This window comes from Rathayibacter sp. AY1E3 (genome assembly GCF_002932235.1).
In the GTDB taxonomy this organism is placed as follows: domain Bacteria; phylum Actinomycetota; class Actinomycetes; order Actinomycetales; family Microbacteriaceae; genus Rathayibacter.
In genome coordinates this window covers 1-23,430 of record NZ_PSVN01000010.1, presented here as the reverse complement: position 1 = coordinate 23,430, position 23,430 = coordinate 1, and the positions used below count along the sequence as shown (strand labels likewise).

Sequence of the window (23,430 nt, the reverse complement as noted above, 5' to 3'; positions counted from 1 at the left end):
CTCCGACGCCAGAAGGACTCCCTGACGTGATCGACATCCTCCCGCGACGACTCCTCGTCGGCGCGCTCTTCTCGGTCGCCCTGGTGATCGTCCTCGGGATGGGGTACATCTTCTCGACCCGGGAGCCGGCCACCGGCCTCCTGGTGATCGCCGCCGGAGTCGGCGGCATCGTCGGGGCCTACGTGCTGCTGCGGGTCCCCGCGCACTGGCTGCCGGCGATGGCGCTCGCGTTCTTCGCGCTCGTCCCGACGCCGCTGACCCCCTCGACCCTGACGTTCCGCATGACGCTCTGGGCCGTCATCCTCGTGATCTGGGCGATCCGGCGCGGGCTCGCTCCCGAGCTGTGGCGCGCCCCCGTCAAGGCGTGGACCCGCGAGCTCGTGCTCTCCCCGTGGCGGGCCGTGGTGATCCTCGCGTTCATCGCCCTCATGCTCTGGTCGGCCCTGGCGACGGTGCGCAGCTCCTATGCGACCGAGGGCGTCTCGTGGATGTTCAGCTTCGCGATCTGCGTGGGCGTGCCGATGCTCGTCTTCGACGCCCAGCGCGAGGCCGTGCTGCTGCGCAAGACGTGGGTGATCCTCTCGGGGCTGCTCGCCCTCTACGCCGCCCTCGAGCTGGTCGCGCAGAGCTCCCCGATCCTCGGTGCCGTCTACGGCGCCCTCGGCTACGAGCAGGACCAGCACTGGTCGCTCTACCGCGCCGAGATCACCTTCGGCCACCCGCTGCTCGCCGGCACCTTCCTCACGGTGGGCGCCGGTCTCGCGTTCGGCTCCTGGCTCCAGGGCTCCCGCAAGTCGGACCTGCTGCTGGGCATCCTGGCCTCGGGCGGCGTCGTCGCGACCGTCTCGCGCGGACCGATGGCGGCCATCGCCGTCGCGGTCGTCGTCGCGCTCGTCGCCGTGGGCTTCCTCAACCCGAACCGCTCGCTGCTCCGGCCCGGCTCGATCCTGATCGCCGGGCTCGTCGCGGGTGTCGGAGTCCTGAACTTCGAGCCCGTCACCGCCCGCAACAACAACCTCGACGCCTCCATCTCGGCCGGCGCCCGCGACCTCGCGGTGACCGTGTCGCTGAAGGCGGCCGAGCTCACGCACTGGCTCGGCTCCGGAGCGGCGACGTCCGGCATCAGCGGCAGGCGGTTCTCGGACGTCGTCATCGAGAACTCGTTCCTGCAGCTGCTGATCAGCGTCGGCATCCCCGGCCTGCTGCTCTTCGTGATCATGGTGGCCGCGATGTTCGGCGCCACGCTCAGCCGTCGCGACGTCGGTCCTGCGGCGGGCCTGCTCGGCTTCATGGTCTGCCTCGCCGGCTACAACGCCATCGACGCGGTCCGCCCCAGCCACCTGCTCCTGGGATTCCTCGTCATCATCTGCCTCAACCCGGTGCACGTCCCCGACTTCTCGAAGGGCATCCGGATGCGCCAGCCCCTCGGGGCGAGGATCTTCGACGCGCCGATGGCCGTCGGGATGCGGGGCGAGCGATGAGCCGCCTCGCCCGCAGGAACGACTCGTCGCCGGCCGCGCTCGTCGTCCAGCAGTCGCTCGCGCCGCCGGACTCGACCACGCAGTACGTCGACTCGATCGTCGACGGCCTGGCGCCCGGCGTCGAGCTGCTGTTCTTCTCCTGGCGCAGCGCCCTGCTCGCCGACTACGACGTGCTGCACGTGCACTGGCCCGAGCTGATGATCCGCGGCCGCAGCCCGCTGCACCGCTTCCTCCGCCGCCGCGCCCTCGACGTGCTGCTGGTGCGCCTCGCGCTCCAGCGCATCCCGCTCGTGCGGACGGTGCACAACCTGCACCCGCACGAGCTCGGTCCCGCCGCCGAGCGCCGCTCGCTGGCCCGGGTCGACCGCGCGACCGACCTGTTCGTCCGCCTGAACCCGACGACCGTCGCTCCCGGCCGGGCGCCCGCCGTCACCGTGCTGCACGGCCACTACCGCGACCAGTTCGCGCAGCACCCGCTGCCCGAGCGCGAGCACGGCCGCGTCCTCTACTTCGGCATCATCCGCCCGTACAAGGGCGTCGTCGAGCTGATGGACGTGTTCCGCGGCGTGGAGGACGACTCCCTCTCCCTGCACGTGGTCGGCAGCCCCAGCCCGGGCCAGCGCGAGCTGGTCGAGGAGCGGGCCGCCCGCGACACCCGGGTGCGCACCACGCTCCGCCGGGTCGACGACGCCGAGATGGTCGACGAGATCGGCCGGGCCGAGCTGATCGTCCTTCCCTACCGCGAGATGCACAACTCCGGCTCGATCCTGGTCGCCCTGTCGCTCGGCCGGCCGATCCTGGTGCCTCGCACGCCCACCAACACGGCCCTGGCCGAGGAGGTCGGCAGCGACTGGGTGATCGAGTACGACGGCGAGCTCACCCCCGAGCTGATCACCGCCGCTCTCGAGCGCACGCGCACCCGGCCGCCGGAGGGGCTCCCCGCCCTCTCCGGTCGGGACTGGGACGTGCTCGGACTCCAGCTCAAGAAGGCCTACGAGGGCGCGATCGCCACCAAGAAGGGCTCGACCCGATGACCGGGACCACGCAGAAGCCGTCACCGAGCCTCAGCCGCTCGGCGAGCCGCGGCGCCGCCGTCACCATCGGCGGGCAGGCGATCCGCATCGCCGTCCAGCTGGGCGGCATCGTCATCCTCGCGCGCCTGCTCTCGCCGGCCGACTACGGCCTGCTCGCGATGGTCACGGCGATCATCGGCATCGGCGAGATCTTCCGCGACTTCGGCCTCTCCTCCGCCGCCATCCAGGCGAAGGAGATCACGCCGGGCCAGAAGAGCAACCTGTTCTGGATGAACTCGGGCATCGGCCTCACCCTCACCCTGGTGGTCATCGCGGCCTCCTGGCCGATCGCCGCCCTCTACGGCGACGACCGGCTCCAGCTGCTGACCGTCGTGCTCTCCTCGACGTTCCTCCTCAACGGGATCTCGACGCAGTTCCGCGCCGACCTCGCCCGTCACCTCCGCTTCGTGAAGATCACCCTGGTCGACATCGTCGCCCAGGTGCTGGGCCTCGTGGTCGGCGTGCTGATGGCGCTCGGCGGCGCCGGCTACTGGGCGCTGGCCGGGAGCCAGATCGTGCAGCCGCTCATCAGCGTGCTGATGCTGGTCTTCATCACGGGCTGGCGTCCCGGCCGCTACCGCCGCGGCGAGGCGATGGGCCACTTCCTCCGCTACGGAGGCGGGGTCTTCGCGACCCAGGCGCTGACCTACGTGAGCAAGAACGTCGACTCCGTCATCATCGGCGCGCGCTTCGGCCCGGTCGACCTCGGCCTCTACAACCGCGCGTTCCAGCTGATGATGCTGCCGCTGCAGCAGTTGAACTCTCCGGTGCAGCGCGTGGCACTGCCCGTGCTGTCCAAGCTGCAGGACGAGCGCGAGCGGTTCCGCACGTTCATCCTCTTCGGCCAGTCGGCGATGCTGACGGCGATGGGCCTCGTGCTCGCCGTCCTCGGCTCCCAGTCCGACTCGGTCATCCGGATCCTGGTGGGGGAGCGCTGGCTCGCCTCGGTCCCGATCTTCCAGATCCTGCTCGTGGCCGGGTTCTTCCAGGCCACGGCGTACTGCTCCAACTGGGTGTTCCTCGCCAAGGGTCTCGTGCGCCAGAGCGTCTGGTACAGCCTGGCGACCCGCCCGCTGATGGTCGTCCTGATCCTGCTCGGCTCCAACTGGGGAGTGACGGGCGTCGCCATCGCGTACGCCGGCTCGCTCGCCCTCACCTGGCCGACCGCGCTGATCTGGATCGGCCGCACCTCCGATGCCCCCGTCCGCGAGATGTTCACCAACGGCCTCCGCAGCGGCATCACGTTCGGATCGATCACGGTGGGCGCCTACTTCTCCACCGTCTGGATCGCCGCCGACCAGCCCGTCCTCCGCCTCCTCCTGGGCGGCGCCGCCGTCCTGGTCGGGGTCGGGCTCTGGATGCTGATCCTCCCCGCGTTCCGCCGCCAGATCCTCAGCCTCGCCGACCTGCGCCGCCACTTCCGCCGCAGCCGCCCGGCCGCCGCTCCGGCCCCGGCCACGGTCGACGCCATCAGCCCCACCGGCGACAGCGCGCTGGTCGACGGAGCCGTCACGGCCGGCATCCCCGACTCCGAGCGGCCTCCCGCCGCCGTTCCTCCCACCGAAAGAGATCGATGAAACTCAAGCTCGGCGTCGTCAAGTCCTGGAAGAAGGACTTCGTCACGACGACCCGCCTGCCCGCCCGACGCGACGCGGCGGTGCTCCGCGCCGCCCTCGCGGACCTCCGACCCGAGCCCGAGTCTCACCTCGTGATCGCCGCTCCCGGCAGCGGCAACATCGGCGACCAGGCCATGCTGGAGGCGTTCCTCGAGAACACCACCGGCCCCGTCGTGGTCGTCCAGCGCTACGCCGGCGACGTCGTGATCCCCGAGGAGCAGGCCGACCGGGTCGAGGTCGTCGAGCTCCCGCACCTGGTCTACGGAGTGGGCGACGCGCACGCCGCCGACCTCCGCGCCTACGCCGCGCTGATCCGCCGCGCCCGCTCGGTCTCGGTCGTCGGCGCCGACATGATGGACGGCAAGTACAGCCTCCGCGGCTCGGTCCGCCGCTCCCTGCTCGCGCAGGCGGCCGCCGAGGCTGGGGTGCCCACGCGCATCCTCGGCTTCTCCTGGAACGCGGCGGCGCGCCTCGCCGCCCGCCGCTCCCTGATCGCCGCCTCCCGCGCCGGCGTCGTCCCGATGCTCCGCGACCCGCTCTCGGCGGAGCGCGCCCGGAGCATCGGCGTGCAGCGCGTCGAGGAGGTCACGGACATCGTCTTCTCGGCGCGCACCCGCGACCGCAGCTTCCGCGAGGGGCTGGGGCTGCCCGAGGGCGTCCCCTTCGCGCTCGTGAACGCGAGCGCCCTCGTCGCCGGCATGGTCGACCAGGTGCCGGAGTACGAGCGCATCGTCGACCGCCTCCGCGCCGCCGGCGTGCACGTCGTGCTCCTCCCGCACGTCTCCCGCCCCATCGGCGACGACAAGGTGGCCGTCCGCGCGGTCGCCGAGCGCGTGGGATCCGAGGGCGTCACCGTCGTCGACCGCGTGCTCATGCCCGCCGAGATCCGCGGCCTCGCCGAGGACGCCCTGCTGACCGTCACCGGCCGCATGCACCTCGCGATCATGTCGCTCTCGCTCGGCGTCCCCGCGATCACCCTCGCCACCCAGGGCAAGGTCGAGGGCATCATGCGCCTCATCGGCCTGCCGCAGCTGTGCGTCGAGCCGGTCCCCGGCTTCGCCGACCGCGTCCTCCCGGTGATCGACCGCATCCTCGCGGAGCCGGGCGACGGCGGCGTGCGCGCCACCATCGACGCGGCCATGCCCGAGGTGCGCCGCCTCTCGGCGCTCAACACCCGCGGCCTCGGCGCGGAGGTCGTGCGATGAGCGCGGCGCAGGAGAAGGGACCGCGCATGCGGATCATGTTCGTCGTCACGTCGCTGCACGGCGGCGGGGCCGAGTTCGTCGCCCGCACCTGGATGGGCTGGCTCCTCGAGCAGGGCCACCACGTCGACGTCGTCACCACGTCGGTGAAGGGCACCGACGAGTACCTCCCCGAGGGCGCGGTGCTGCACCGCATCGGCGAGGGCAAGGGCCACGTCGGCAAGGCGCGGATGCTCAAGGAGCTGTTCCGCCGCCGCACCCCCGACGTCGCGGTCGCCCTGCAGGGCTACCCGAACATCGTGCTCCTGGCCTCGGCCGAGATGACCGCGAAGGCGGACCGCCCGAAGACCATCGTGAGCGAGCGCAACCTCGTCTCGCTCGGCATCCCGGGCTTCTCGAGGACCCAGAAGGTGCAGCTCGGGCTCGCCAAGACGCTCTACCGCCGCGCCGACCACGTCATCGCGATCTCGCACCCCGTCGCGGGCGAGCTCGTCGCCGGCTTCGGCGTCTCGGGCGAGCGCTGCACCGTCGTGCCGAACCCGGCGACCGCCAAAGTCGACCGCTCCCGCCAGGTCTCGCGCACCCCCGGCACTGCGGCGGGCCTGCAGATCGTGCTGCCCTGCCGCCTCGTCGTCCAGAAGCGCCCCGAGCTCGCGATCCTCGCGGCCGAGGAGCTGGAGCGCCGCGGCATCCCCGCGAAGGTCGTCTCCTTCGGCGGCGGCCCGCTGCTCGGCAGCATGAAGGCGGAGGCGACCGCGCGCGGCGTGGACTTCCAGGACATGGGCTGGGTCGAGGACTGGTTCCACCACTTCGACGAGAACGCCGTCGTGCTGCTCCCGTCGCTGCGCGAGGGCTTCGGCAACGTGCTGGTCGAGGCGGCCGCCGCCGGCGTCCCCTCGGTCGCCGTGTCCGGGGCGCTCGGAGTCGCGGACGCGATCGTCCCCGGCCTGACCGGCGAGCTCGCGCTCACCCCCTCCGCCTCCGACCTCGCCGACGCGCTGATCCGCGCGAGCGAGCTCGAGATCACCGGCATCGACCGCTGGCTCGACCGCTTCTCGCTGGAGTCGAGCGGCCGCGACCTCGAGACGGTGCTCCGCCGGGTCGTGGGGCAGAAGTGACCCTCGTCTCGGTGGTGGTCCCGGCGCACCAGGAGGAGGCGCACCTCGCCTCGGCCCTGGAGCGCCTGCTGCGGCAGACCCACGCCGAGCTCGAGATCCTCGTGGTCGACGACGCCTCGACCGACGGGACCGAGACGATCGGCCGCGCGTTCGCCGAGGAGCACGAGCGGATCCGCTACCTGCGCCAGGACGAGAACCAGGGCGTCGCCGCCGCTCGCGAGCGCGCCGTCGGCGAGGCCGCCGGCGAATGGGTCTGGCTGGTCGACGCCGACGACGAGTGGCCGGAGACCGCGGTCGAGGCCATGCTCACCGCGGGGGAGGCGGGCCGCGCCGACGTGGTGGTCGCCCAGGCGGTCACGGTCGACGCCACCGGATCCACGCCCGTCGGCTCCCTGCGCGGCCCGCTCGCGCTCTCGGGCCGGGGCGCCTTCACCGCGCTCCTGGTCGGGGAGCTGACCGGGCACCTCTGGAACAAGCTGTTCCGCCGCGAGCTCTTCGACGGCATCGACTTCACGCGGATCCGCCAGCACTCGGACCAGGCGCAGGTCGCGCAGCTGCTCGCCGCGGCCGACGAGGTCGTCGTCGTCCCCGACTCCGTCTACGAGTACCGCCTCCGCTCCGGCTCGATCATCCGCTCGGGCGCGAAACGCGCCGACTCGCTCGCCGGGCTCGCCGCTGTGATCGAGCGGACGGCCCGCGGGCTCGACCCGCGCCTCCTCGACTCGCAGGACTACTCCTACTACCGCGCGCGCTTCTCCCTGCTCTCCCGCTTCAAGGACGCCACCTCGGGCGCGCACAGCCCCGAGGAGGCCGACCGGCTCTGGCGGGCCGCGCACGACGAGGCGGGGCTCCGGCACCTGGTCGCGCTCGTGCGCCGGCGCGACCTGAAGCGCTCCGTCCTCTTCGGGCTCGCCGCCGCGGCGCCCGCGCTCTACCGTGCGGCGATGAGCGCCGGGAACGGACGCCGGTGACCGTCGTCTCCTCGGTGAGCGGAGAGGCCGGAGTGCGCTTCCCGGCAATCGAGTCCTCGTCACTATTCCGACGAATGTGCGGCGCAGACGGTACACCCTTAGTCTTGATCCTCGGTCGCATTCTGCGACCGAGCCTGCGTCCTTCTCTGAGCCTTGTTCACCTCGGATGGAATTCACGAGCGGTACGACCGGGCACAAGGGGGAGAGAATGAAGCTGCTGAAGCCTGCGGGCGGGGCCCGACGCGAATGGGTGGATTTCGCCAAGGGTGCCGCCATCCTGATGGTCGTGTACTACCACACGTCGTTGTACCTCGGCGACATCGGGGTCGAGAACACTCTCGGCCGCATCAAGGTCGTGTTCGAGCTCTTCCCGATGCCCCTCTTCTTCCTGGTGTCCGGCCTGTTCGGCTCGCGCATCCGCACCTGGAGCTTCCCCGACCTCTGGCGTCGCAGGCTTTACCCGCTGCTCTGGCTCTACGTGGTCTGGTCCGTGATCCGCATGGCCTTCTACCTGGTCGTGCCGCTCGCGAACGGCGGACTCGGCGAGCTCCCCGCGACCGACCCGCTCAACCTGCTCCTGCTGTTCTTCTGGCCCAGCAGCAGCTACTGGTTCATCTACGGCCTCGTCCTCTTCACGCTCGGCGCGTGGCTCCTGCGCAAGGTCGACCACCGCGTGCAGGTCGCCCTCGCCGCGGTGATGGGGACGATGTTCACCACCGGTCTCCTCAACACGACCAACGTGGGCTGGAACCGCATCGGCGCCCTGTTCGTCTTCTTCCTGGTGGGCACGCTCTACTCGAAGAGGATCATCGACTTCGTCGAGCAGAAGGGGAGCCGCGCGTTCCTCTACGTCACTCCGGTCTTCGTCGTGCTGAGCGCGGTGCTCTTCCTCTTCCCGATCCGCTGGGTGCCGTTCCTCGCACTCGCCGGCCAGATGGCCGCCGTCGCGATGGGCATCCTCGTGTCGCGGGCCCTCTCCCGAGTGCGATTCCTGAACTTCTTCACGATCTGCGGCGAGCGCAGCCTGCACATCTACCTGCTGCACCTCTACTTCATCGTGATCGCCATTACGATCCTGCGGGTGATCCTCCCCGAGGACCGATCCGAGATCGGCGGCTTCGAGGTGCCGCTGCTGCTGGTCGTGATGGTGCTCGCGGTCGTCCTCTCGCTCTTCGTGACCCGCTACCTCTCGAAGGTCAAGTGGATCTACGTCCCCCCGGCCGCCCTCGGCGGCCCCGGCAAGCGGCGCAAGCCCGTGCCCGTCCCTGCGCGCGGCCCCGGAGTCGTCTCCGATCCCGTCGCGGTCCCGGCCGATGAGCCCGGCACCTCCCCCAGTTACGAGAAGAAGAGAGCGGAGTCCCACGAGTGAAGACGACACGAGCACGCAGAGCCGGAGTCCTGGCGGCCGTCGTGGCCGTCGCCCTCGGGCTGGCCGGCTGCTCCTCGCAGCCCGAGCCCGTCCGCACGCCCGACGGCTTCACGACGGAGAAGGCGATCGAGTACCGCTCGGTCGACGGCGTCTCGCTGAAGGCCGACGCCTGCCTCCCCACCGCGGGCGGCACCGACCGCCCCGCGCTGCTGATGCTGCACGGCGGAGGGTTCGTCGACGGCGCCCGCGACGAGGGCGGGATGACCGAGCTCTGCGAGTACTACGCCGAGCGCGGCTTCGTCTCGGTCTCCGTCGACTACCGCCTCCTCCAGGACAGCCGGTACCCCGGGCAGATCGAGGACGCGCAGGCCGCCGTGGAGTGGCTGCGCGAGCCCGCGCAGGTCACGCGCTTCGGCCTCGACCCCGCCCGCATCGGCGTGATGGGTAGCTCCGCCGGAGCGATCATCGGAGCGACCATGGGCACGCTCGGCGAGGGCTCCCTCACCGAGGGCTCGCGGGTCAAGACGGTCGTCGCCTTCTCGGCGGTCGCCGACATGACCGAGACCGGGATGTCGCTGGGCACGCCGGTGCCCGAGGCGAAGGAGCAGATCCTCTCCTACCTGGACTGCGACGAGATCGACTCGACGACCTGCCCGCAGAGCATCCCCGCGTCGCCGATCACCTCGGTCGACTCCACGGACGCCCCGCAGATCTGGCTGACCTCCGAGGACGAGCTCGTCCCGGTCGAGCAGGCCGACGCGATGCAGGTCGCCCTGCAGGACGCCGGAGTGGCGTCCGAGGTCGGCGTGGACGGCTCCGGCCACCACGGGCTCCAGAACAACACCCCGAACAACAAGAAGGCGATCCTCGCCTTCCTGCAGGCACACCTCTGATCCACCGCTCCCGCGCGAAACCTCGCGGCCGGTTCCGCGCAACGCGGACGACACATCACGACGCTACAGTCAGACCCCCTGCACTCCGGTGCAGTCGACGAAAGGGACACCACACACCATGACCTTGAACGGACTGTTCGCCGGCATCGGCCGGAGGTGGGTCTACATCGTCGCCTTCGCTCTGCTCGGCGCCGTGGCGGCCCTGGTACTCAACGCCGTCCTCCTCCCGCAGTACAAGGCGGACGCACGCGTGTACGTCGCGGTCTCCTCGTCCGGAGTCCTCTCGACCGCGGACCGGGTCGCGGCCAACAGCGCCGCCTCCCAGGCCACGGTCACCTCCGTCGCCCTCGGCACCTCGGACACCGTCCTGCAGGGCGTCATCGACGGCCTCGGCATCGACGAGCCCATCGAGGACTTCGCCAAGCGCGTGACCGTCCTCGCCGAGCCGGAGTCCGTGGTCATCACGATCTCGGCCACCGACCCCTCGCCCGAGCAGGCCGCGGTCATCGCGAACGCGATCGCCGCCCAGCTCGACGCGGCCGTGAAGGGCGCCGATCCGGCGACCACCACGAACGGCGTCGCCGTCCCGCAGATCCAGCTCCAGGTGCTCAGCCAGGCGCTCCCGCCGGAGCTGCCGGTCACCGGTGGCATCCTCGTCCTGCTCGCGCTCGGCATCCTCGGCGGCGCCGTGGTCGGCGTGGGAGTGGCGATCGTGATGACCGCCCTCGACCGCCGCCTCCGCAGCGGCGACGACGTCCGCTCCGCGATCGACCGGCCGCTGCTGGGCATCGTCCCGGTCAAGGCCACCAAGCTCGACGAGATGCTGAACTCGACCGAGATCCCGGCCCGCTACTCGGCCGTGGCGTTCGAGCTCTCCGCCATCGCGCGCACCCGCTCGTACTCCTCCTTCGCGATCGCCCCGGCGTCCGAGAAGACCCCGCACACCGCCAGCGCGGTGCTGCTCGCCAAGGCGCTGGCCGTGCTCGGCTCGTCCGTCGTGATCGTGGACGGCACCGCCGAGGGCTCGGCTCTCGCTTCCGCCTCGGGCGGACGCCCGGGCCTGCGCGAGGTGCTCGCCGGAGCCGCCTCGCTCGACGACGCGATCATCAAGCGCTCGACCGACCGCGTCGACCTGCTCCCCGCGGGCGGCGCCCAGGCCGGCACGCCGATGCCGACCGACGCCCTCCGCGCGCTGGTCGAGGAGCTCGAGAAGGTCTACGACATCGTCCTGATCGTCACCGGCACCCTCGGCGCGACCGAGCAGTCGCCGACCTTCCGCGGCGTTGCCGACGGAGCCGTCCTCGTCCTGATCGAGGGCAAGGTCGACTCGCCCCAGGCCGCCGCCGACGTGCACTGGATCGAGACCGCCGGCACCCCCGTGGTCGGCGCAGTCGTCCTGGCCCGCCACAAGCTGCAGAAGGCCCCCGCGATCGTCTGATCGCGTCCTCGCACGCTGCGGAAGAGCGCACCCCGGCCCCGGCCGCGGTGCGCTCTTCCGCGTCCGGGGACTGCGCGGTGCCCGGCGGGGGCCCGGCTGCCCTCTCTCCGGGCCCAGCCGGCCCCTCCGACGCCTGGCCGGCACTCCAGCCCCCTCCACCCCTCCGCGAGCCCGTTCACTCCGCGAGCCCGCAGAACTCGCGGTACTCGCGCGCGACTCCGCCCACCTCCGCGGACTCGGCAGGAGGCGGCGTCACCGTCCGGGCCCGCGGGCTCTCCGGGGCCGACCGACCGGTCCGTCCTTCCTCAGCGTCTCCAGCGCCCGCCGTGGCCTGATCACGTGCCTCACCGGCTCCCGGGAGCCCGCTCACCCCGCGAGTCCGCAGAAGTCGCAGTACTCGCGCGCGACTCCGCCCACTTCCGCGGACTCGACAGGAGGCGGCGTCGCCGTCCGGGCCCGCTCGACTCCCCGGGACCTGCCCGGCCCGTCCAGCCCTCTCCAGCGCCCGCCGTGGCCGGAACCGGCTCCCGGGAGCCCGCTCACCCCGCGAGTCCGCAGAAGTCGCCGTACTGGCGCGCGACTCCGCCGACTCCCGCGTGGTCGGCGGGAGGCGGGCAGACGCAGAACCGCCGCCGTCGAGGGGACGACGGCGGCGGTTCTGCGCGCGGGGAGCGGATCAGGTCACGGCGTGCAGGCCACGTTCCCGATCAGGTCCTTCCCGGAGTTGGAGCAGCTCAGCGTGTTGCCGCTGGTGGACCAGTTGGACGGCTGGTGGAGGTAGACCACCGCGTTGCTGGTCTTCAGCGCGAGGTTGCCGCTGATGGTGTTGTCGTTGCCCGAGCCGTCGGCGCGGGTGATCACCTGGTAGCCGTAGGTGGTGGTGCCCGCGGCGGAGTTGCCCGCGGCAAGCCAGCTGTTGCCCGAGACCAGGATCAGCGAGACGACGTCCGAGGCGAGCCGCGATCCGCCGAGGACCGTGTTCCCGATGATGTCGCCGTCGAGGGTGCCCTCCTTGGCCTCGATCGGCTCGGCGCCGGTGTCGCTGATCGCGTTGTCCACGACCGCGATGCGGGCCGTGCGGTCAGGGTTGCAGCTGTTGTACTCGCACCAGTTGCGGTCGGAGGTGCCGACGTAGACGCCCTCGCCGTACTTGGCGGAGACGAGGCCGGTGCGGCGGATGGTGCTGCCGACGATCAGGGAGTCGGTGGTCTGGCTGCGGAAGTGGACCGCCTCGTAGCCGATCTCGCTCACCGTCAGGCCGGCCATCTGGACGCCCTTGCTGGCGAGCACCTGGATGCCCTGGAAGGAGCTGCGGACCGAGAAGCCCACGAGGTGCACGTCGCTCACCGTGTTCAGGATGAGTGCGGTGCCGCTCGAGGTGGATCCGGAGGTGAGGACCGCGTTGGGCGAGCCGCAGATCCAGATCGAGCCGGGCTGGGCGGCGGTGCCGCGGAGGGCGAACTTGCCGGTGTAGACGCCGTCGGCCAGGCGGATGACGTCGCCGGAGGAGGGGTTGGTCAGGGCCGTGACGAGCTGCGCCGAGGTCGACACCGTCTTGGTGGCGGCGGGGCAGTCGAAGGCCGCGAGCAGCGAGGCGCGGGAGGCGAGGATGTCGGCCGAGGTGGTGGCCGACTCCTTCAGCCGCGAGTCGCGGCCGGCGTCGTCGGTCGCCGTGACGGTGTACGTGTAGGCGCGTCCCGCCTCGGCGGTCTCGTCGCGGTACTGGCGCACCGGGTCGGCGACGGTGCCGACGACCGTGTCGCCGGAGCCGTCCTCGTTCGAGCGGTGCACGTCGTACGAGACGACCCGCGAGCTGAAGGGCGCGTCCCAGGCGACGGTGTAGCCGTCGGTCAGGGGGGAGAGCTCCACGGCGTCGGTCGCGAGGCCGTCCTCGGCGAGGACGAACGCGTCGATGATCAGGTTCTTGTCGGTCGACTGGGAGTTCTTCGTCCCCGTGTAGGAGATGGTCACGGTGTGTGTGCCCTCGGCGAGGTCGGTCGTCTCGTAGACCGGCACCTGGTACTGCGCGGTCGAGCTGTAGCGGTCGACCTTGGTGACGGGTCCGCCGTCGACCGAGACCGCGGCGATGCCGGAGGAGGAGGTCTTCCGGCTGATCCAGCGCCACGACGTGCCGACGAAGGTGAACTTCACCGATCCGGCGGAGGTCAGGTACTTCATCCCGCCGCCGCTGTCGCCGCCCGCCATCGATCTCCACGAGCCGGTGTACTGCAGCGCGGGGTCGGTCTCCTGCACGAGGAGGCTGGTCGCTCCGGAAGGATCGAGCACGGGGCCGTCGTCCTCGCCGCCGCCGGTCTCGTCGGTCGGCTCCTCGGTGGCGGGAGTCGCGCGGGTGATGTCGAACGCGTCGATGACCAGGTTCTTGTCGCTCGCGGAGCTGTTGGCCGTGCCGCTCCAGGCGATCTTGACCGTGTGGACGGTGTCGGCGAGGTCCTTCTTCGTGAACACCGGGACCTGGTACGCCGTGGTCTTCGTGTACCGGTCGACCGAGGTGCTCGCGCCGTCGACCGTGACGGTGGCGATGCCGGCGGAGGCGGTGGTGCGGCTGACCCAGCTGAAGCCGGTGCCGCGGAAGCTGAACGAGACGGAGCCGGTGCTGTTGAGGAACTTGATCCCGCCGCCGCTGTCGCCGCCCGTCATCGTGCGCCACGAGCCGCTGTAGGTCAGCGAGGAGTTCGTCTCCTGGATCCGCGTGCTCTGCCCGGCGCCCGGGTCGAGAGTGGCCGCGGAGGCGGCGGGCGCCGTGAGGGGGGCGACCAGGATGCCGAGAGCGGCGATCAGAGCGGTGGTGAGGGAGAGGCGTGCGCGTCGTCGGCGAGGGCGGGTCGGGTCTGGCGTCGTCTGAGGATTCACGATCGGCTCCGGGTCTTCGAGGGGGCGTCGGGGGCGGTTCGAGGGGGCTGCTCAAGGGGGTGGTGCTGGTCCTCCCGACGCTATAGACGGGCCTTGCGACTGATGGCTGGATGAGACGGATTCAGGTTGTAGTACCCCATTCGGGCGTGGTGGTCGGGCTTATATCAGCGATTCCGCTGAAGGACTGGCGGACCGCCGCGCATGCGTGTATACGGAACGGTCACACGCGCTGTCGACGACGGATCGGAGGGCGGATGTCGGATCGGGAGGGGACTCCGGGAATGCCCGTCCGCGGAATGGACGAGGGGGAGTGCTGCTCGGTCGAGGAACGGCGACCCTACCCGGCGACTCTGGACACGGCCCCGGGCCGGGCCGCTGGGCGAGAGAATTGACCGGGCGTTCACCGGGCCGACCCCTCGCCGAAACACTGCGATGATGGGCTCTCCACTGGTGATCGCCGTCGCACCCGCGTCGCGGATCACCCGCCGCGGGCGAGCGGCGGTCCCGACGAGAGGGAGGACGCGATGGACACGGCCACGACCGCGACCGGCGACCGCCCGTCCACCCCGCCGTCCCGGGAGCGCCCGAGCTGCCCCCGGGTCCGCGCTCGCACCGTGATCGGACGGCTCCTGCTCGTCCCCCTCGTGGTGCTCGCCCTCTTCGGCGCCGGGATCCCGCTCTACGTCACGCCCCCGATCGACCCGATCCCTGAGCAGGCGGACGCGGTCTTCGTGCTGGGCCCCTCCACGAGGGCACGCGTCGAGTTCGCCCGCCGGATCATCACCTCCGGGGCGACGGACACGATGGTGCTCTCGGTCGGCCCCGGCGAGATGAACGCTCCCTACGAGGCCAAGAAGTACAAGAAGTGCAACGAGCCCGGCGGCGACGTCCTCTGCTACTCCGCCGACCCGCTCACGACCCAGGGAGAGGCCCGGCAGCTGCGCGACATGGCCGAGCAGTACGGCTGGGACCACGTCATCGTGATCACCAACGCCTCCCACCTCGTGCGCGCCGAGATGATCATCGAGCGCTGCTACTCCGGCGAGCTCTCGATGGTGCCCTCGGGCGAGCCGATGGGCCTGGACTACCTGGTGAACCAGTACGTCTACCAGACCGGCGCGTTCCTCAAGGCCTTCCTGGTCACCAACGGCTGTTGACGCGAGCACTCCTCCTCGAGCCGCCGAGCCCGCCTGCGCTAGTCTGCCCGGGGCGCCATCGGCCCCGAGCCCGCTCCTGCGGAGCCCGGCCGGCCCGGCCCACGACGGCAGCGCGGCAGGAGGATCGACCGGGGAGACCCGCGACGCTCCCCGCTCCGCACCGGTCACCCCCACGCGAACCCCTCCGAAAGGCCCGCCCGTGACACCTGCCCGATCGATCTTCGCCGTCGGCCGCGGCCAGTACGAGAACATCGGCGACATCATCCTGCGTCGCCAGCTCCTCGACTGGCTCCGCGAGTCGGGTCCGCTCCACGTCTACGTGGGCCACTCGCCGTGGGGCTACGACGACGGCCTGCGCCTGGGCCCGGACGACACGGTGTACCGCTCGCTCCTGCGCTGGTACGCGGCGCTCGCCCGCGAGGCCCTCGCCGGCCGGGCGAACTCGGTGTTCAAGCCGGGAGAGATCCAGCTGACCCTGATCGGGATGAAGGAGCACCTCGTGATGCTCCCGGGCATCGCCCTCGTGCGCCTCGGCGGCGGCCGCGTGATCCGCGCCGGCGTGGGCACCCGCAACTTCGCCCCGCTGCCCCGCGCGATCATGTGGCCCTCGATGGCGCTCTCGAGCTACACCCGCTGGCGCGACGACAAGACGGCCGGCTACATGCGCGTCGGCGCCGCCATGCCCGACCTCGGCTACGGCGAGGGCTCGAGCGACGCGGAGCTGACCGCGTTCGCCGCGCAGCCCGACGAGGAGCGGCGCGTTCTGGTCCTCTCCCTCCGCGAGGACCACGAGGTGGACGCCCGCCCCTACCCCGAGCAGGAGTGGCTGGCCGCGATCAAGGGCTTCGCCGAGCGCGAGGACCTCGACATCGTCGTCGTCACGCAGGTCGCCGTCGACGCCGAGCGCTCCCGCCGTCTCGCCGCCGACCTCGACGCGGACATCCTCGACTGGGATCCGGCGCACACCCACGACGAGCACGAGATCCTGCTGCGCGAGCTCTACCGCACGGCCCGCGTCGCGATGAGCGACCGGCTGCACGTGATCATCATGGCGTTCACCGAGGGCGCGGCCCCGGTGAGCCTGCAGATGGACGGATCGACGAAGGCCTCGCGCCACTTCGAGACCATCGGGATCCACGACGTCACGGTCGACATGTCCCGGACGACCCCGGCCGCCGGCGTCGAGACCTTCTCCGCCGTCGTCGCCCGCCGGAGCGAGCTGCTCGAGAAGCTGCTCGTCGCCCGCGGGCGCCTCCGCGGCGTCCGCGACGACATCCAGGCGCTGCTCGCCGTGCCGCCCCGCAGCCGCCCGGCCGCCGCGGCAGCCCCTGCCGGCCCGAAGACGCGGGTGTACCACGTCGGCCGCAGCGGAGAGGTCCCCGGAGGCATGACGCAGGTCGTCAACGGGTACCTCCGCTGGCCGTTCGAGCGCTCGGACGTCCGGGTGATCTCCTCCCGGACCGCTCCGGGCGAGCACGTCGCCGCGGCCCGCCTGGCCGCCGGCGCCGCCGCCCGCATCGTCGCGATCGCGCGCCGGGAGCCCGGCGCCGTGATCGTCGTCCACCTCTCGGAGCGCGGCTCGTTCCTCCGCGAGGGGTCCCTCCTCCGCCTCGCGCACCGTCTCGGACTGCGCACGGTCGCCCACCTGCACGGCAGTGAGTTCGCCGCCTTCACCGCCGCGCACCCGCGCCTGGTGAAGGACGTGCTGCGCAGCGCGGACGAGATCATCTCGCTCTCGGAGGAGACCTCGGCGATCTGCCGCCGCTACGTCCCCGCCGAGCGCGTGCACCTCGTGCCCAACGCGCTCGAGCAGGGCACCCCGCGCGAGAAGACCCGCACCGTCGTCTTCGGCGGCGTCGTCAGCCACCGCAAGGGCGTCGACGTGCTGCAGAAGGCGTGGGCGCAGGTCGAGGGCAAGGAGGGCTGGCGCCTGCTTGTCGCCGGTCCGATCCGCGAGCCGGAGGTCGTCGACCGCGGCGTCCCGGGGATCGAGTTCCTCGGCTCGCTCGAGAACGCCCGCCTGCTCGCCCTGCTCGACGAGGCGTCCATCGCCGTCCTGCCCTCGCGCGACGAGGCGATGCCGATCTTCATCCTCGAGGCCCTCGCCCGCGACGCGGCCGTCGTCTCGACCGCGGTCGGCGGCATCCCCGAGGTCCTCGGCGACGGCTGCGGCCGCGTGGTCGCGCCCGGAGACGTCGAGGGCCTCGCCGCCGCGCTGACCGAGCTCATCACCGACGAGGACGCCCGGGCCGAGGTCGTCGAGAAGGCCGGGGCGCGCTTCCGCGAGCGCTTCTCCGCCGACGCCGTGTTCCCGCGGGTCGAGGAGGTCTGGCTCGGCTGAGCCGCCTGCGACTTCGCCCCGGATCGCGCCCCGGGCCCCGCTCCGGGCCTGGGCGGAGCCGCGGGAGCGTAAAATCGCTGGAGTCCGCGTCGCCGTGCCGTCGCGCGCCCAGCCGTCCGCTCCCGGACGCCTTCTCCCTCCATCCCAGAGAGGCTCGACCGTGGCCATCGCCGCCGACTCCGACCGCCGCCTGTGGACCCTGCCCCTCGCGCGCGCCGTGATCGCGGCGGTCGCCGGCTGCGTCGTCACCTTCTCGCCCGACCACGGGCCCGCCTTCGGCCTCGCCGTCTTCGGCGGCTTCGCGATCGCGACCGGCGCCGTCTCGCTCGCCCTCGGGCTCCGCAGCTGGAGCGGCCGGGCCCGCCCGCTCGCCCTCGGCTCCGCGGTGCTCACCCTGGTCGCCGGAGTCGCGGCGCTCGTCGCGCTCCCGGTCGCCAACCTGCTCTCCTTCGTCGCCCTCGTCGCCGGCTGGGCGCTGCTCTCCGGCTTCCTCGAGTTCTCGAGCGGCCGCCGCGGTCAGGGCCTCGCCGCCCGCGACTCCGTGATCGTCGGCGTCGGCACGATGCTCCTCGGCGCCGCCTTCGGACTCCTCCCGCCCCACCCCGTCGTCACCGTCGGCCTCCTCGGCGCCTACGCCGTGATGGTCGCCGTCTTCCTCGCCATCGCGGCGTTCTCGCTCAAATGGGCCGCCGGCGCCGACGCAGCCACCGGACACGATCCCGTCGCCCCCACGACACCGACCTCCGGAGGAGACCGATGACCGCCGAAGGCCAGCAGCCCGACCCCGCCTCTCCCGCCGACCGCGCCTCGGCGGCCGACTCCGCCCCGGCGCGCGACCCCGGCGAGTTCACGCCCCGCACGTTCCAGCCGACCCGCAAGGACCGCCTGCGCCCGCTCGAGCTCATCGGCTTCTCCGCGGTGATGGCGGCCTTCGTCGGCCTGGTCGTCATGCTCTCGACCCGCGAGCCGGTCATCGCGCTCATCTCGTTCGGCGTCGCCTTCATCGTCGTGCTCGTCGCGATCGCCATGTTCTCGCTGACCTTCAAGCCGGACGAGGCCGAGATCGCGGACATCGACGAGCAGGACTCCGCACACTAGGCGAGGGACGGCTCCGCCGCTCCCAGTCGGCCGGGAGCACGCCGCGCGGGCGGATAGTCCCTTCCGCCGCGCATGCTGATGGAGCAGCCCGCAGGGCGTCTCGAGATCCCGCCTGCGCACGCGGGCGCCGCTTCCGCGTCGGTGGTCGCGCGTAGCGTGCGGAGGGTGGCGGAGGCGATCGGGCGGTGGTGGCAGAGGCGGCGGTTCTCGCGCGGCGCCGACGTCCCCTACGCGGTCGGCACCTACCGGGAGGCCTGGGCGTCCTACCCCGTCCTGGTGCGGCAGTACCGGCCCGAGTACAACGAGGGCATCGTGCTCAGCCAGATCCCGCCCGCGGCCGACGTGTACCTGTGCTGGCTCTGCGACGCCGGACACGTCTTCGTCGCCACTCCCGAGGAGCAGCGCCACCGTCCCGGCCGGGAGCGGCGCCGCTCCTCCTGGTGCCCCGACTGCGCCGAGCTCGCCTCGCCGCGCCTGCCCCGGGCCGCGCCGATGATCGGCGGCCGGCTCGCCGAGGTGCTCGCGCCGGCGGCCGCCCCCGACGACGGCTCCTTCGTCCTCCTGGCGCCGCCCGCCGTGATCGCGCGGGGGCTCCCGACGTCCGTGTCACCCACCGGCCGCGGGTCCGTGTCACCCGCCGACCCGAGCGGATCCGCGCGCGCCGCGTCGTCGACTCCTCCGTCCGCTCGATCCACCCCTCCAGCTGCCGCCGCTCGGGCCGCGCTCCCGCGCCCGCCCCCGAGCCGACCGAGGCCCCGCAGCCGACGGCGGAGCCCCTGCCGCAGCCCGAGCCCACCGCGGTGCTCCCTCCGCGGACCTGCGCCGACGACCCCCGCCTCTGCACTCCTGCGCCCGAGCCGACCATCGGCGGGCCCCTCACCTGAGCCCCGGCTCGCGGCCCGCCCCGCCTGCGGGGATAGTGGAGGCATGAGCAGACTCCTCCTCGGCCTCCTGACCAACGCCGTCGCGATCTGGCTCACGACCCTGGTCGTGGCGGGCGTGCGCGTGGACCCGTACGAGGAGGGCCCCGCAGCGGCGGTCCTCACGTACCTGCTGGTGGCGGTGATCTTCGGCGTCGTCAACGCCGTCGTCGGCGGAGTGGTGCGGGTGGTCGCATTCCCCCTGTACGTGCTGACGCTCGGCCTGGTCTCGTTCCTCGTCAACGGCCTCCTGCTGCTCCTGACCGCCTGGATCAGCGGCCTCTTCGGCTTCGGCCTCGTCGTGGACGGCTTCTGGTGGGGCGTGCTCGGCGCCCTCGTGCTCGCCCTGGTGAACTGGTTCATCGGCCTGCTCCTGCGCCCCTTCCTCCGCCGCCGTCAGGACTGACACCGCGGGCTCGGCAGTCAGCATCGGCCGCGCCGCCGCCGCCCGGGAGGCGTCGCGCGCCATCGGTGGACGACGGCCGCGATCGGCCTGCTGTGGAGGAGCCGCGGTGCGCCATGATGGGCGGGTGACCCCCGACTCCCCTGCGCCCTCGGCCTTCGCCGTGTGCTTCGTCTGCACCGGCAACATCTGCCGGTCGCCGATGGCCGAGGTGGTGCTGCGCTCCCTGGCGGAGCAGGCGGGGCTCGGCTCCACGATCGAGATCAGCTCGGCCGGCACCGGCGAATGGCACCTCGGCGAGCACGCCGACAGCCGCGCCCTCGCGGCGCTGGAGCGTCACGGCTTCGACGGGGGCCGCCACCGCGCCCAGCTCTTCGACCCGTCCCGCTTCGCCGAGTTCGACCTGGTCGTCGCGCTCGACCACGGGCACGAGCGCGCGCTGCGCTCCTGGGCGCGCACCGAGGTCGACCGGCAGAAGATCCGCCGCCTGCTCGACTTCGAGCCCGGCCTCTCCCCGCAGGGCGACGTCCCCGACCCCTACTATTCCGATGCGGCGGCGTTCGACTCGGTGCTCGCGCTGATCGAGCGCGCCTGCCGGGCCCTCTTCGCCCAGATCGAACCAGGACTGCGCGGCAACCGCTCGGTCCGCCCCGACTCCACCGACGCGCGCGCCGCCCTCGCGCAGGACACCTGAGAACCGGAAGGCACCACCGCATGACCTCGCTCCCCACCCAGCCGCTGAGCCCCCTCGACGGCCGCTACAGCGGTGCCGTCTCGTCGCTCGGCGAGTACCTCTCGGAGGCGGGGCTGAACCGCGCGCGGGTGCACGTCGAGGTCGAGTGGCTGCTGGCGCTGACCGACCGCCGCCTCTTCGGCTCCGAGCCCGTCGACGCGGCGACCGCCGAGGAGCTGCGCCGCCGCGCCCGCGACTTCGGCCAGCCCGAGATCGACGAGCTGGCCGCCCTCGAGGCCCGCACCCGCCACGACGTGAAGGCCGTGGAGTACCTCGTCCGCCAGTGGCTCGAGGAGCTGGGACTGCAGCGCATCGCCGAGCTCACCCACTTCGCCGCCACCAGCGAGGACATCAACAACCTCTCCTACGCGATCGTGGTCCGCCAGGCCGTCGGCGAGATCTGGCTGCCGAAGCTGCGCTCGGTCGTCGCGTCGCTCCGGGAGCTGGCCGTCCGCTACCGCGACGAGTCGATGCTCAGCCGCACCCACGGCCAGCCCGCGACCCCGACCACGATGGGCAAGGAGTTCGCGGTCTACGCGTACCGGCTCGAGCGGGTCGTCGCGCAGATCGAGGCGACGGAGTACCTGGGCAAGTTCAGCGGAGCGACGGGCACGTTCGCCGCGCACCTCGCCGCCGACCCCGGCACCGACTGGCCCGCCCTCGCGGAGGAGTTCGTCACCTCCCTCGGCCTCGTCTTCAACCCGCTGACCACCCAGATCGAGTCGCACGACTGGCAGGCCGAGCTCTACGGCAGGGCCGCGCACGCGAACCGCATCCTGCACAACATCTGCACCGATGTCTGGACCTACATCTCGCTCGGCTACTTCCGGCAGATCCCCCAGGCCGGAGCGACCGGCTCGTCCACGATGCCGCACAAGATCAACCCGATCCGCTTCGAGAACGCCGAGGCGAACCTCGAGCTCTCCAGCGCCCTGCTCGACTCGCTCGCGCAGACCCTGGTCACCTCGCGCCTCCAGCGCGACCTCACCGACTCGACCACGCAGCGCAACATCGGCGTCGCGTTCGGCCACTCCCTCCTCGCCCTCGACAACATCGCCCGCGGCCTGCTCGAGATCGACCTCGACCCGACCGCCCTCGCCGCCGACCTCGACGGCAACTGGGAGGTGCTGGCCGAGGCGATCCAGACGGTGATCCGCGCGGAGGTGGCGGCCGGCCGCTCCTCGATCACCGACCCGTACGCGCTGCTGAAGGACCTGACCCGCGGCAAGCGCCTCGGTGCCGACGACCTCGCCGTCTTCGTGCAGGGTCTCGACATCGGCGACGCGGCGAAGGAGCGCCTGCTGGCGCTGACGCCGGGCGGCTACACGGGCCTCGCCTCGTCGCTGGTCGACCGCCTGAGCTGATCCGCCGGGCAGCGAGCGCGCGGGTGCCACCGTCCTCGAGAGCGAGCACTCCGACTCCTGCGTGCTCGCGGCGGCGCGGTCGACGGCGGCGCGATGTCGGGGGTCGCACCTAGCGTCGGCGGCATGTCAGCGTGCGCGATCGGAGGGTGCGCCTCCTCGGCCGAGACGGGCGCCCCCCTCGCGCTCTGCGCGGCGCACCTCGAGCTCGCGCACGACTGGGTCGCCCGCGAGGACGGCGTGATCGACGCCCTGCCCTCGCCGTGCGCGGCGTGCGGGTCCCGCCTGGGCGTCCGACTCCCCTCCGCCTGGCTCTGCGCCGCCTGCGAGTGGCGGCTCGGCGATGCTCCCGACGGCGAGCTCCCGCCGCCCCGGGTCGACGTCGTCTACTACATCCGCTTCGGCGAGCGGATCAAGATCGGCACCAGCGGCAATCCCCGGCAGCGCCTCCACCGGCTCCGGCACGAGGAGCTCCTCGCGTTCGAGCGCGGCGGGCGAGCACTCGAGCAGCACCGGCACGCCCAGTTCGCCGACGAGCGCCTGGAGCGCACCGAGTGGTTCGCGCGCAGCCCCGCGCTCGACGCCCACATCGAGACCGTGCGCGCCGGGGAGCCCGACCCCTGGGCCCTGCACCGCCGCTGGCGCAGCGAGGCGCTGGCCCTGCGGCTCTGACGCGTCGGCTGCGAGCCGGCGGCGACGACTCGACCGCTCCGACTCGCCGGTTCCCACGCGACGGTTCCCGCTCGCCGGCACTGCGTCCGCGGGTCCCGTTCCGCCGAGCCGGACACCTGCACGGAGCGACGGGGAGGGAGCGACGGGGGCGGGTCCCGGAGGACCGTCCCGCAGCCGCCGCGCGACGCGCTCAGCGCCCCCAGGCGTCGACGAGCAGCGGACCGCGGATATCGCGGAGCCGGTCGACCAGACGGTCCGCCAGCGCGGCCGTGACTCCCGTGGCGACCAGGTCGTGTGGGCCGAGCGGCAGCAGCTTCCCCGTGCGGATGCGCACCACCTCCCATCCGGCGGAGCGGAGCGCGCGGTCCTTCCGCCGGTCGGCCTCCTCGCGGTGCCCGACGTGCTCGAGTCCGTGACGGCCGGTGGAGTCGTACTCGATCGCGACGCGCAGCTCGCCGAGCACCAGGTCGGGCCACGCCTCGCAGTGCTCGAAGAACGGCCGCGCGAGACGCACCGCCGTGTGCGCCGGATCGAAGACGAGCCGCTCGGCGAGGAGCGCCCGGAGCCGGGCCTCGACGGCGGAGGCGGGAGGAGGCGCGCACCGGCTCGCGAAGGGCTCGCCGACGGGGAGGTCCGGCGTCTTCGGGCACACGCGGGCGGTGGTGGCAGAGGCGGCGGTTCTCGCGCGGCGCCGACGTCCCCTACGCGGTCGG

At 72.4% G+C, this 23,430-nt stretch carries 18 protein-coding genes and 1 pseudogene; 17 read left to right on the top strand and 2 right to left on the bottom strand.

Annotated features, from left to right (window positions below; all coding sequences use genetic code 11):
• Positions 1–26: 26 nt before the first annotated feature.
• The 9 genes from C5C53_RS09965 to C5C53_RS09925 all read left to right on the top strand — a co-directional run bounded on the left by C5C53_RS09965 (position 27) and on the right by C5C53_RS09925 (position 11,161).
• Entirely contained in the window at positions 27–1,481 is a 1,455-nt protein-coding gene (locus tag C5C53_RS09965; RefSeq protein WP_104267448.1) for an O-antigen ligase, read from the top strand.
• On the top strand, positions 1,478–2,515 hold the full coding sequence (locus C5C53_RS09960; protein ID WP_104267447.1) for a glycosyltransferase: 1,038 nt from the start codon (positions 1,478–1,480) through the stop codon (positions 2,513–2,515). The genes C5C53_RS09965 and C5C53_RS09960 overlap by 4 nt, the downstream gene beginning before the upstream one ends.
• Positions 2,512–4,131, top strand: coding sequence for a lipopolysaccharide biosynthesis protein (locus C5C53_RS09955; protein ID WP_104263234.1), 1,620 nt, complete (start codon positions 2,512–2,514; stop codon positions 4,129–4,131). Before C5C53_RS09960 ends, C5C53_RS09955 begins: the two co-directional genes overlap by 4 nt.
• Positions 4,128–5,375, top strand: coding sequence for a polysaccharide pyruvyl transferase family protein (locus tag C5C53_RS09950; protein ID WP_104233543.1), 1,248 nt, complete (start codon positions 4,128–4,130; stop codon positions 5,373–5,375). Before C5C53_RS09955 ends, C5C53_RS09950 begins: the two co-directional genes overlap by 4 nt.
• Positions 5,372–6,490 (top strand): glycosyltransferase, encoded by a 1,119-nt coding sequence (locus C5C53_RS09945; protein WP_104222481.1) that lies wholly within the window; start codon positions 5,372–5,374, stop codon positions 6,488–6,490. Before C5C53_RS09950 ends, C5C53_RS09945 begins: the two co-directional genes overlap by 4 nt.
• Positions 6,487–7,461, top strand: coding sequence for a glycosyltransferase family 2 protein (locus C5C53_RS09940; protein ID WP_104267446.1), 975 nt, complete (start codon positions 6,487–6,489; stop codon positions 7,459–7,461). Before C5C53_RS09945 ends, C5C53_RS09940 begins: the two co-directional genes overlap by 4 nt.
• Positions 7,462–7,669: 208 nt before the next feature.
• Positions 7,670–8,830, top strand: a complete 1,161-nt coding sequence (locus tag C5C53_RS09935) for an acyltransferase family protein (RefSeq protein WP_181074569.1) — start codon at positions 7,670–7,672, stop codon at positions 8,828–8,830.
• Entirely contained in the window at positions 8,827–9,723 is an 897-nt protein-coding gene (locus C5C53_RS09930; RefSeq protein WP_104247646.1) for an alpha/beta hydrolase, read from the top strand. Before C5C53_RS09935 ends, C5C53_RS09930 begins: the two co-directional genes overlap by 4 nt.
• A gap of 118 nt (positions 9,724–9,841) precedes the next feature.
• On the top strand, positions 9,842–11,161 hold the full coding sequence (locus C5C53_RS09925; protein WP_104222485.1) for a Wzz/FepE/Etk N-terminal domain-containing protein: 1,320 nt from the start codon (positions 9,842–9,844) through the stop codon (positions 11,159–11,161).
• A 681-nt stretch (positions 11,162–11,842) separates the two neighbouring features.
• Here the strand turns inward: C5C53_RS09925 and C5C53_RS09920 are convergent.
• Positions 11,843–14,032 carry a hypothetical protein gene (locus tag C5C53_RS09920; RefSeq protein ID WP_104222486.1) on the bottom strand — a complete coding sequence of 730 codons (2,190 nt, stop codon included), beginning with the start codon at positions 14,030–14,032 and terminating at the stop codon, positions 11,843–11,845.
• A gap of 524 nt (positions 14,033–14,556) precedes the next feature.
• Between C5C53_RS09920 and C5C53_RS09915 the strand changes: the two genes are divergently transcribed.
• The 8 genes from C5C53_RS09915 to C5C53_RS09875 all read left to right on the top strand — a co-directional run bounded on the left by C5C53_RS09915 (position 14,557) and on the right by C5C53_RS09875 (position 22,717).
• Positions 14,557–15,189, top strand: coding sequence for a YdcF family protein (locus tag C5C53_RS09915; protein WP_104225187.1), 633 nt, complete (start codon positions 14,557–14,559; stop codon positions 15,187–15,189).
• 199 nt (positions 15,190–15,388) lie between these two features.
• Positions 15,389–17,530: a glycosyltransferase family 4 protein gene (locus C5C53_RS09910; protein WP_104226626.1), complete on the top strand. Its 2,142-nt coding sequence runs from the start codon at positions 15,389–15,391 to the stop codon at positions 17,528–17,530.
• A gap of 160 nt (positions 17,531–17,690) precedes the next feature.
• Positions 17,691–18,290, top strand: a complete 600-nt coding sequence (locus C5C53_RS09905) for a DUF308 domain-containing protein (RefSeq protein ID WP_104225185.1) — start codon at positions 17,691–17,693, stop codon at positions 18,288–18,290.
• Complete coding sequence (locus C5C53_RS17445; protein WP_258075407.1) at positions 18,287–18,628, top strand: hypothetical protein; 342 nt, start codon at positions 18,287–18,289, stop codon at positions 18,626–18,628. Before C5C53_RS09905 ends, C5C53_RS17445 begins: the two co-directional genes overlap by 4 nt.
• Before the next feature lie 927 nt (positions 18,629–19,555).
• Complete coding sequence (locus C5C53_RS09890) at positions 19,556–19,954, top strand: phage holin family protein (protein ID WP_104225199.1); 399 nt, start codon at positions 19,556–19,558, stop codon at positions 19,952–19,954.
• A 124-nt stretch (positions 19,955–20,078) separates the two neighbouring features.
• Complete coding sequence (locus C5C53_RS09885) at positions 20,079–20,645, top strand: low molecular weight protein-tyrosine-phosphatase (RefSeq protein WP_181127746.1); 567 nt, start codon at positions 20,079–20,081, stop codon at positions 20,643–20,645.
• A 20-nt stretch (positions 20,646–20,665) separates the two neighbouring features.
• Positions 20,666–22,048, top strand: coding sequence for an adenylosuccinate lyase (gene purB, locus C5C53_RS09880; RefSeq protein ID WP_104237969.1), 1,383 nt, complete (start codon positions 20,666–20,668; stop codon positions 22,046–22,048).
• Between the two features lie 123 nt (positions 22,049–22,171).
• Positions 22,172–22,717, top strand: a complete 546-nt coding sequence (locus tag C5C53_RS09875) for a GIY-YIG nuclease family protein (RefSeq protein WP_104233549.1) — start codon at positions 22,172–22,174, stop codon at positions 22,715–22,717.
• 190 nt (positions 22,718–22,907) lie between these two features.
• On the opposite strand, the pseudogene C5C53_RS09870 reads toward C5C53_RS09875, so the two are convergent.
• A pseudogene (locus tag C5C53_RS09870) lies at positions 22,908–23,430 on the bottom strand (endonuclease domain-containing protein); the annotation flags it as partial.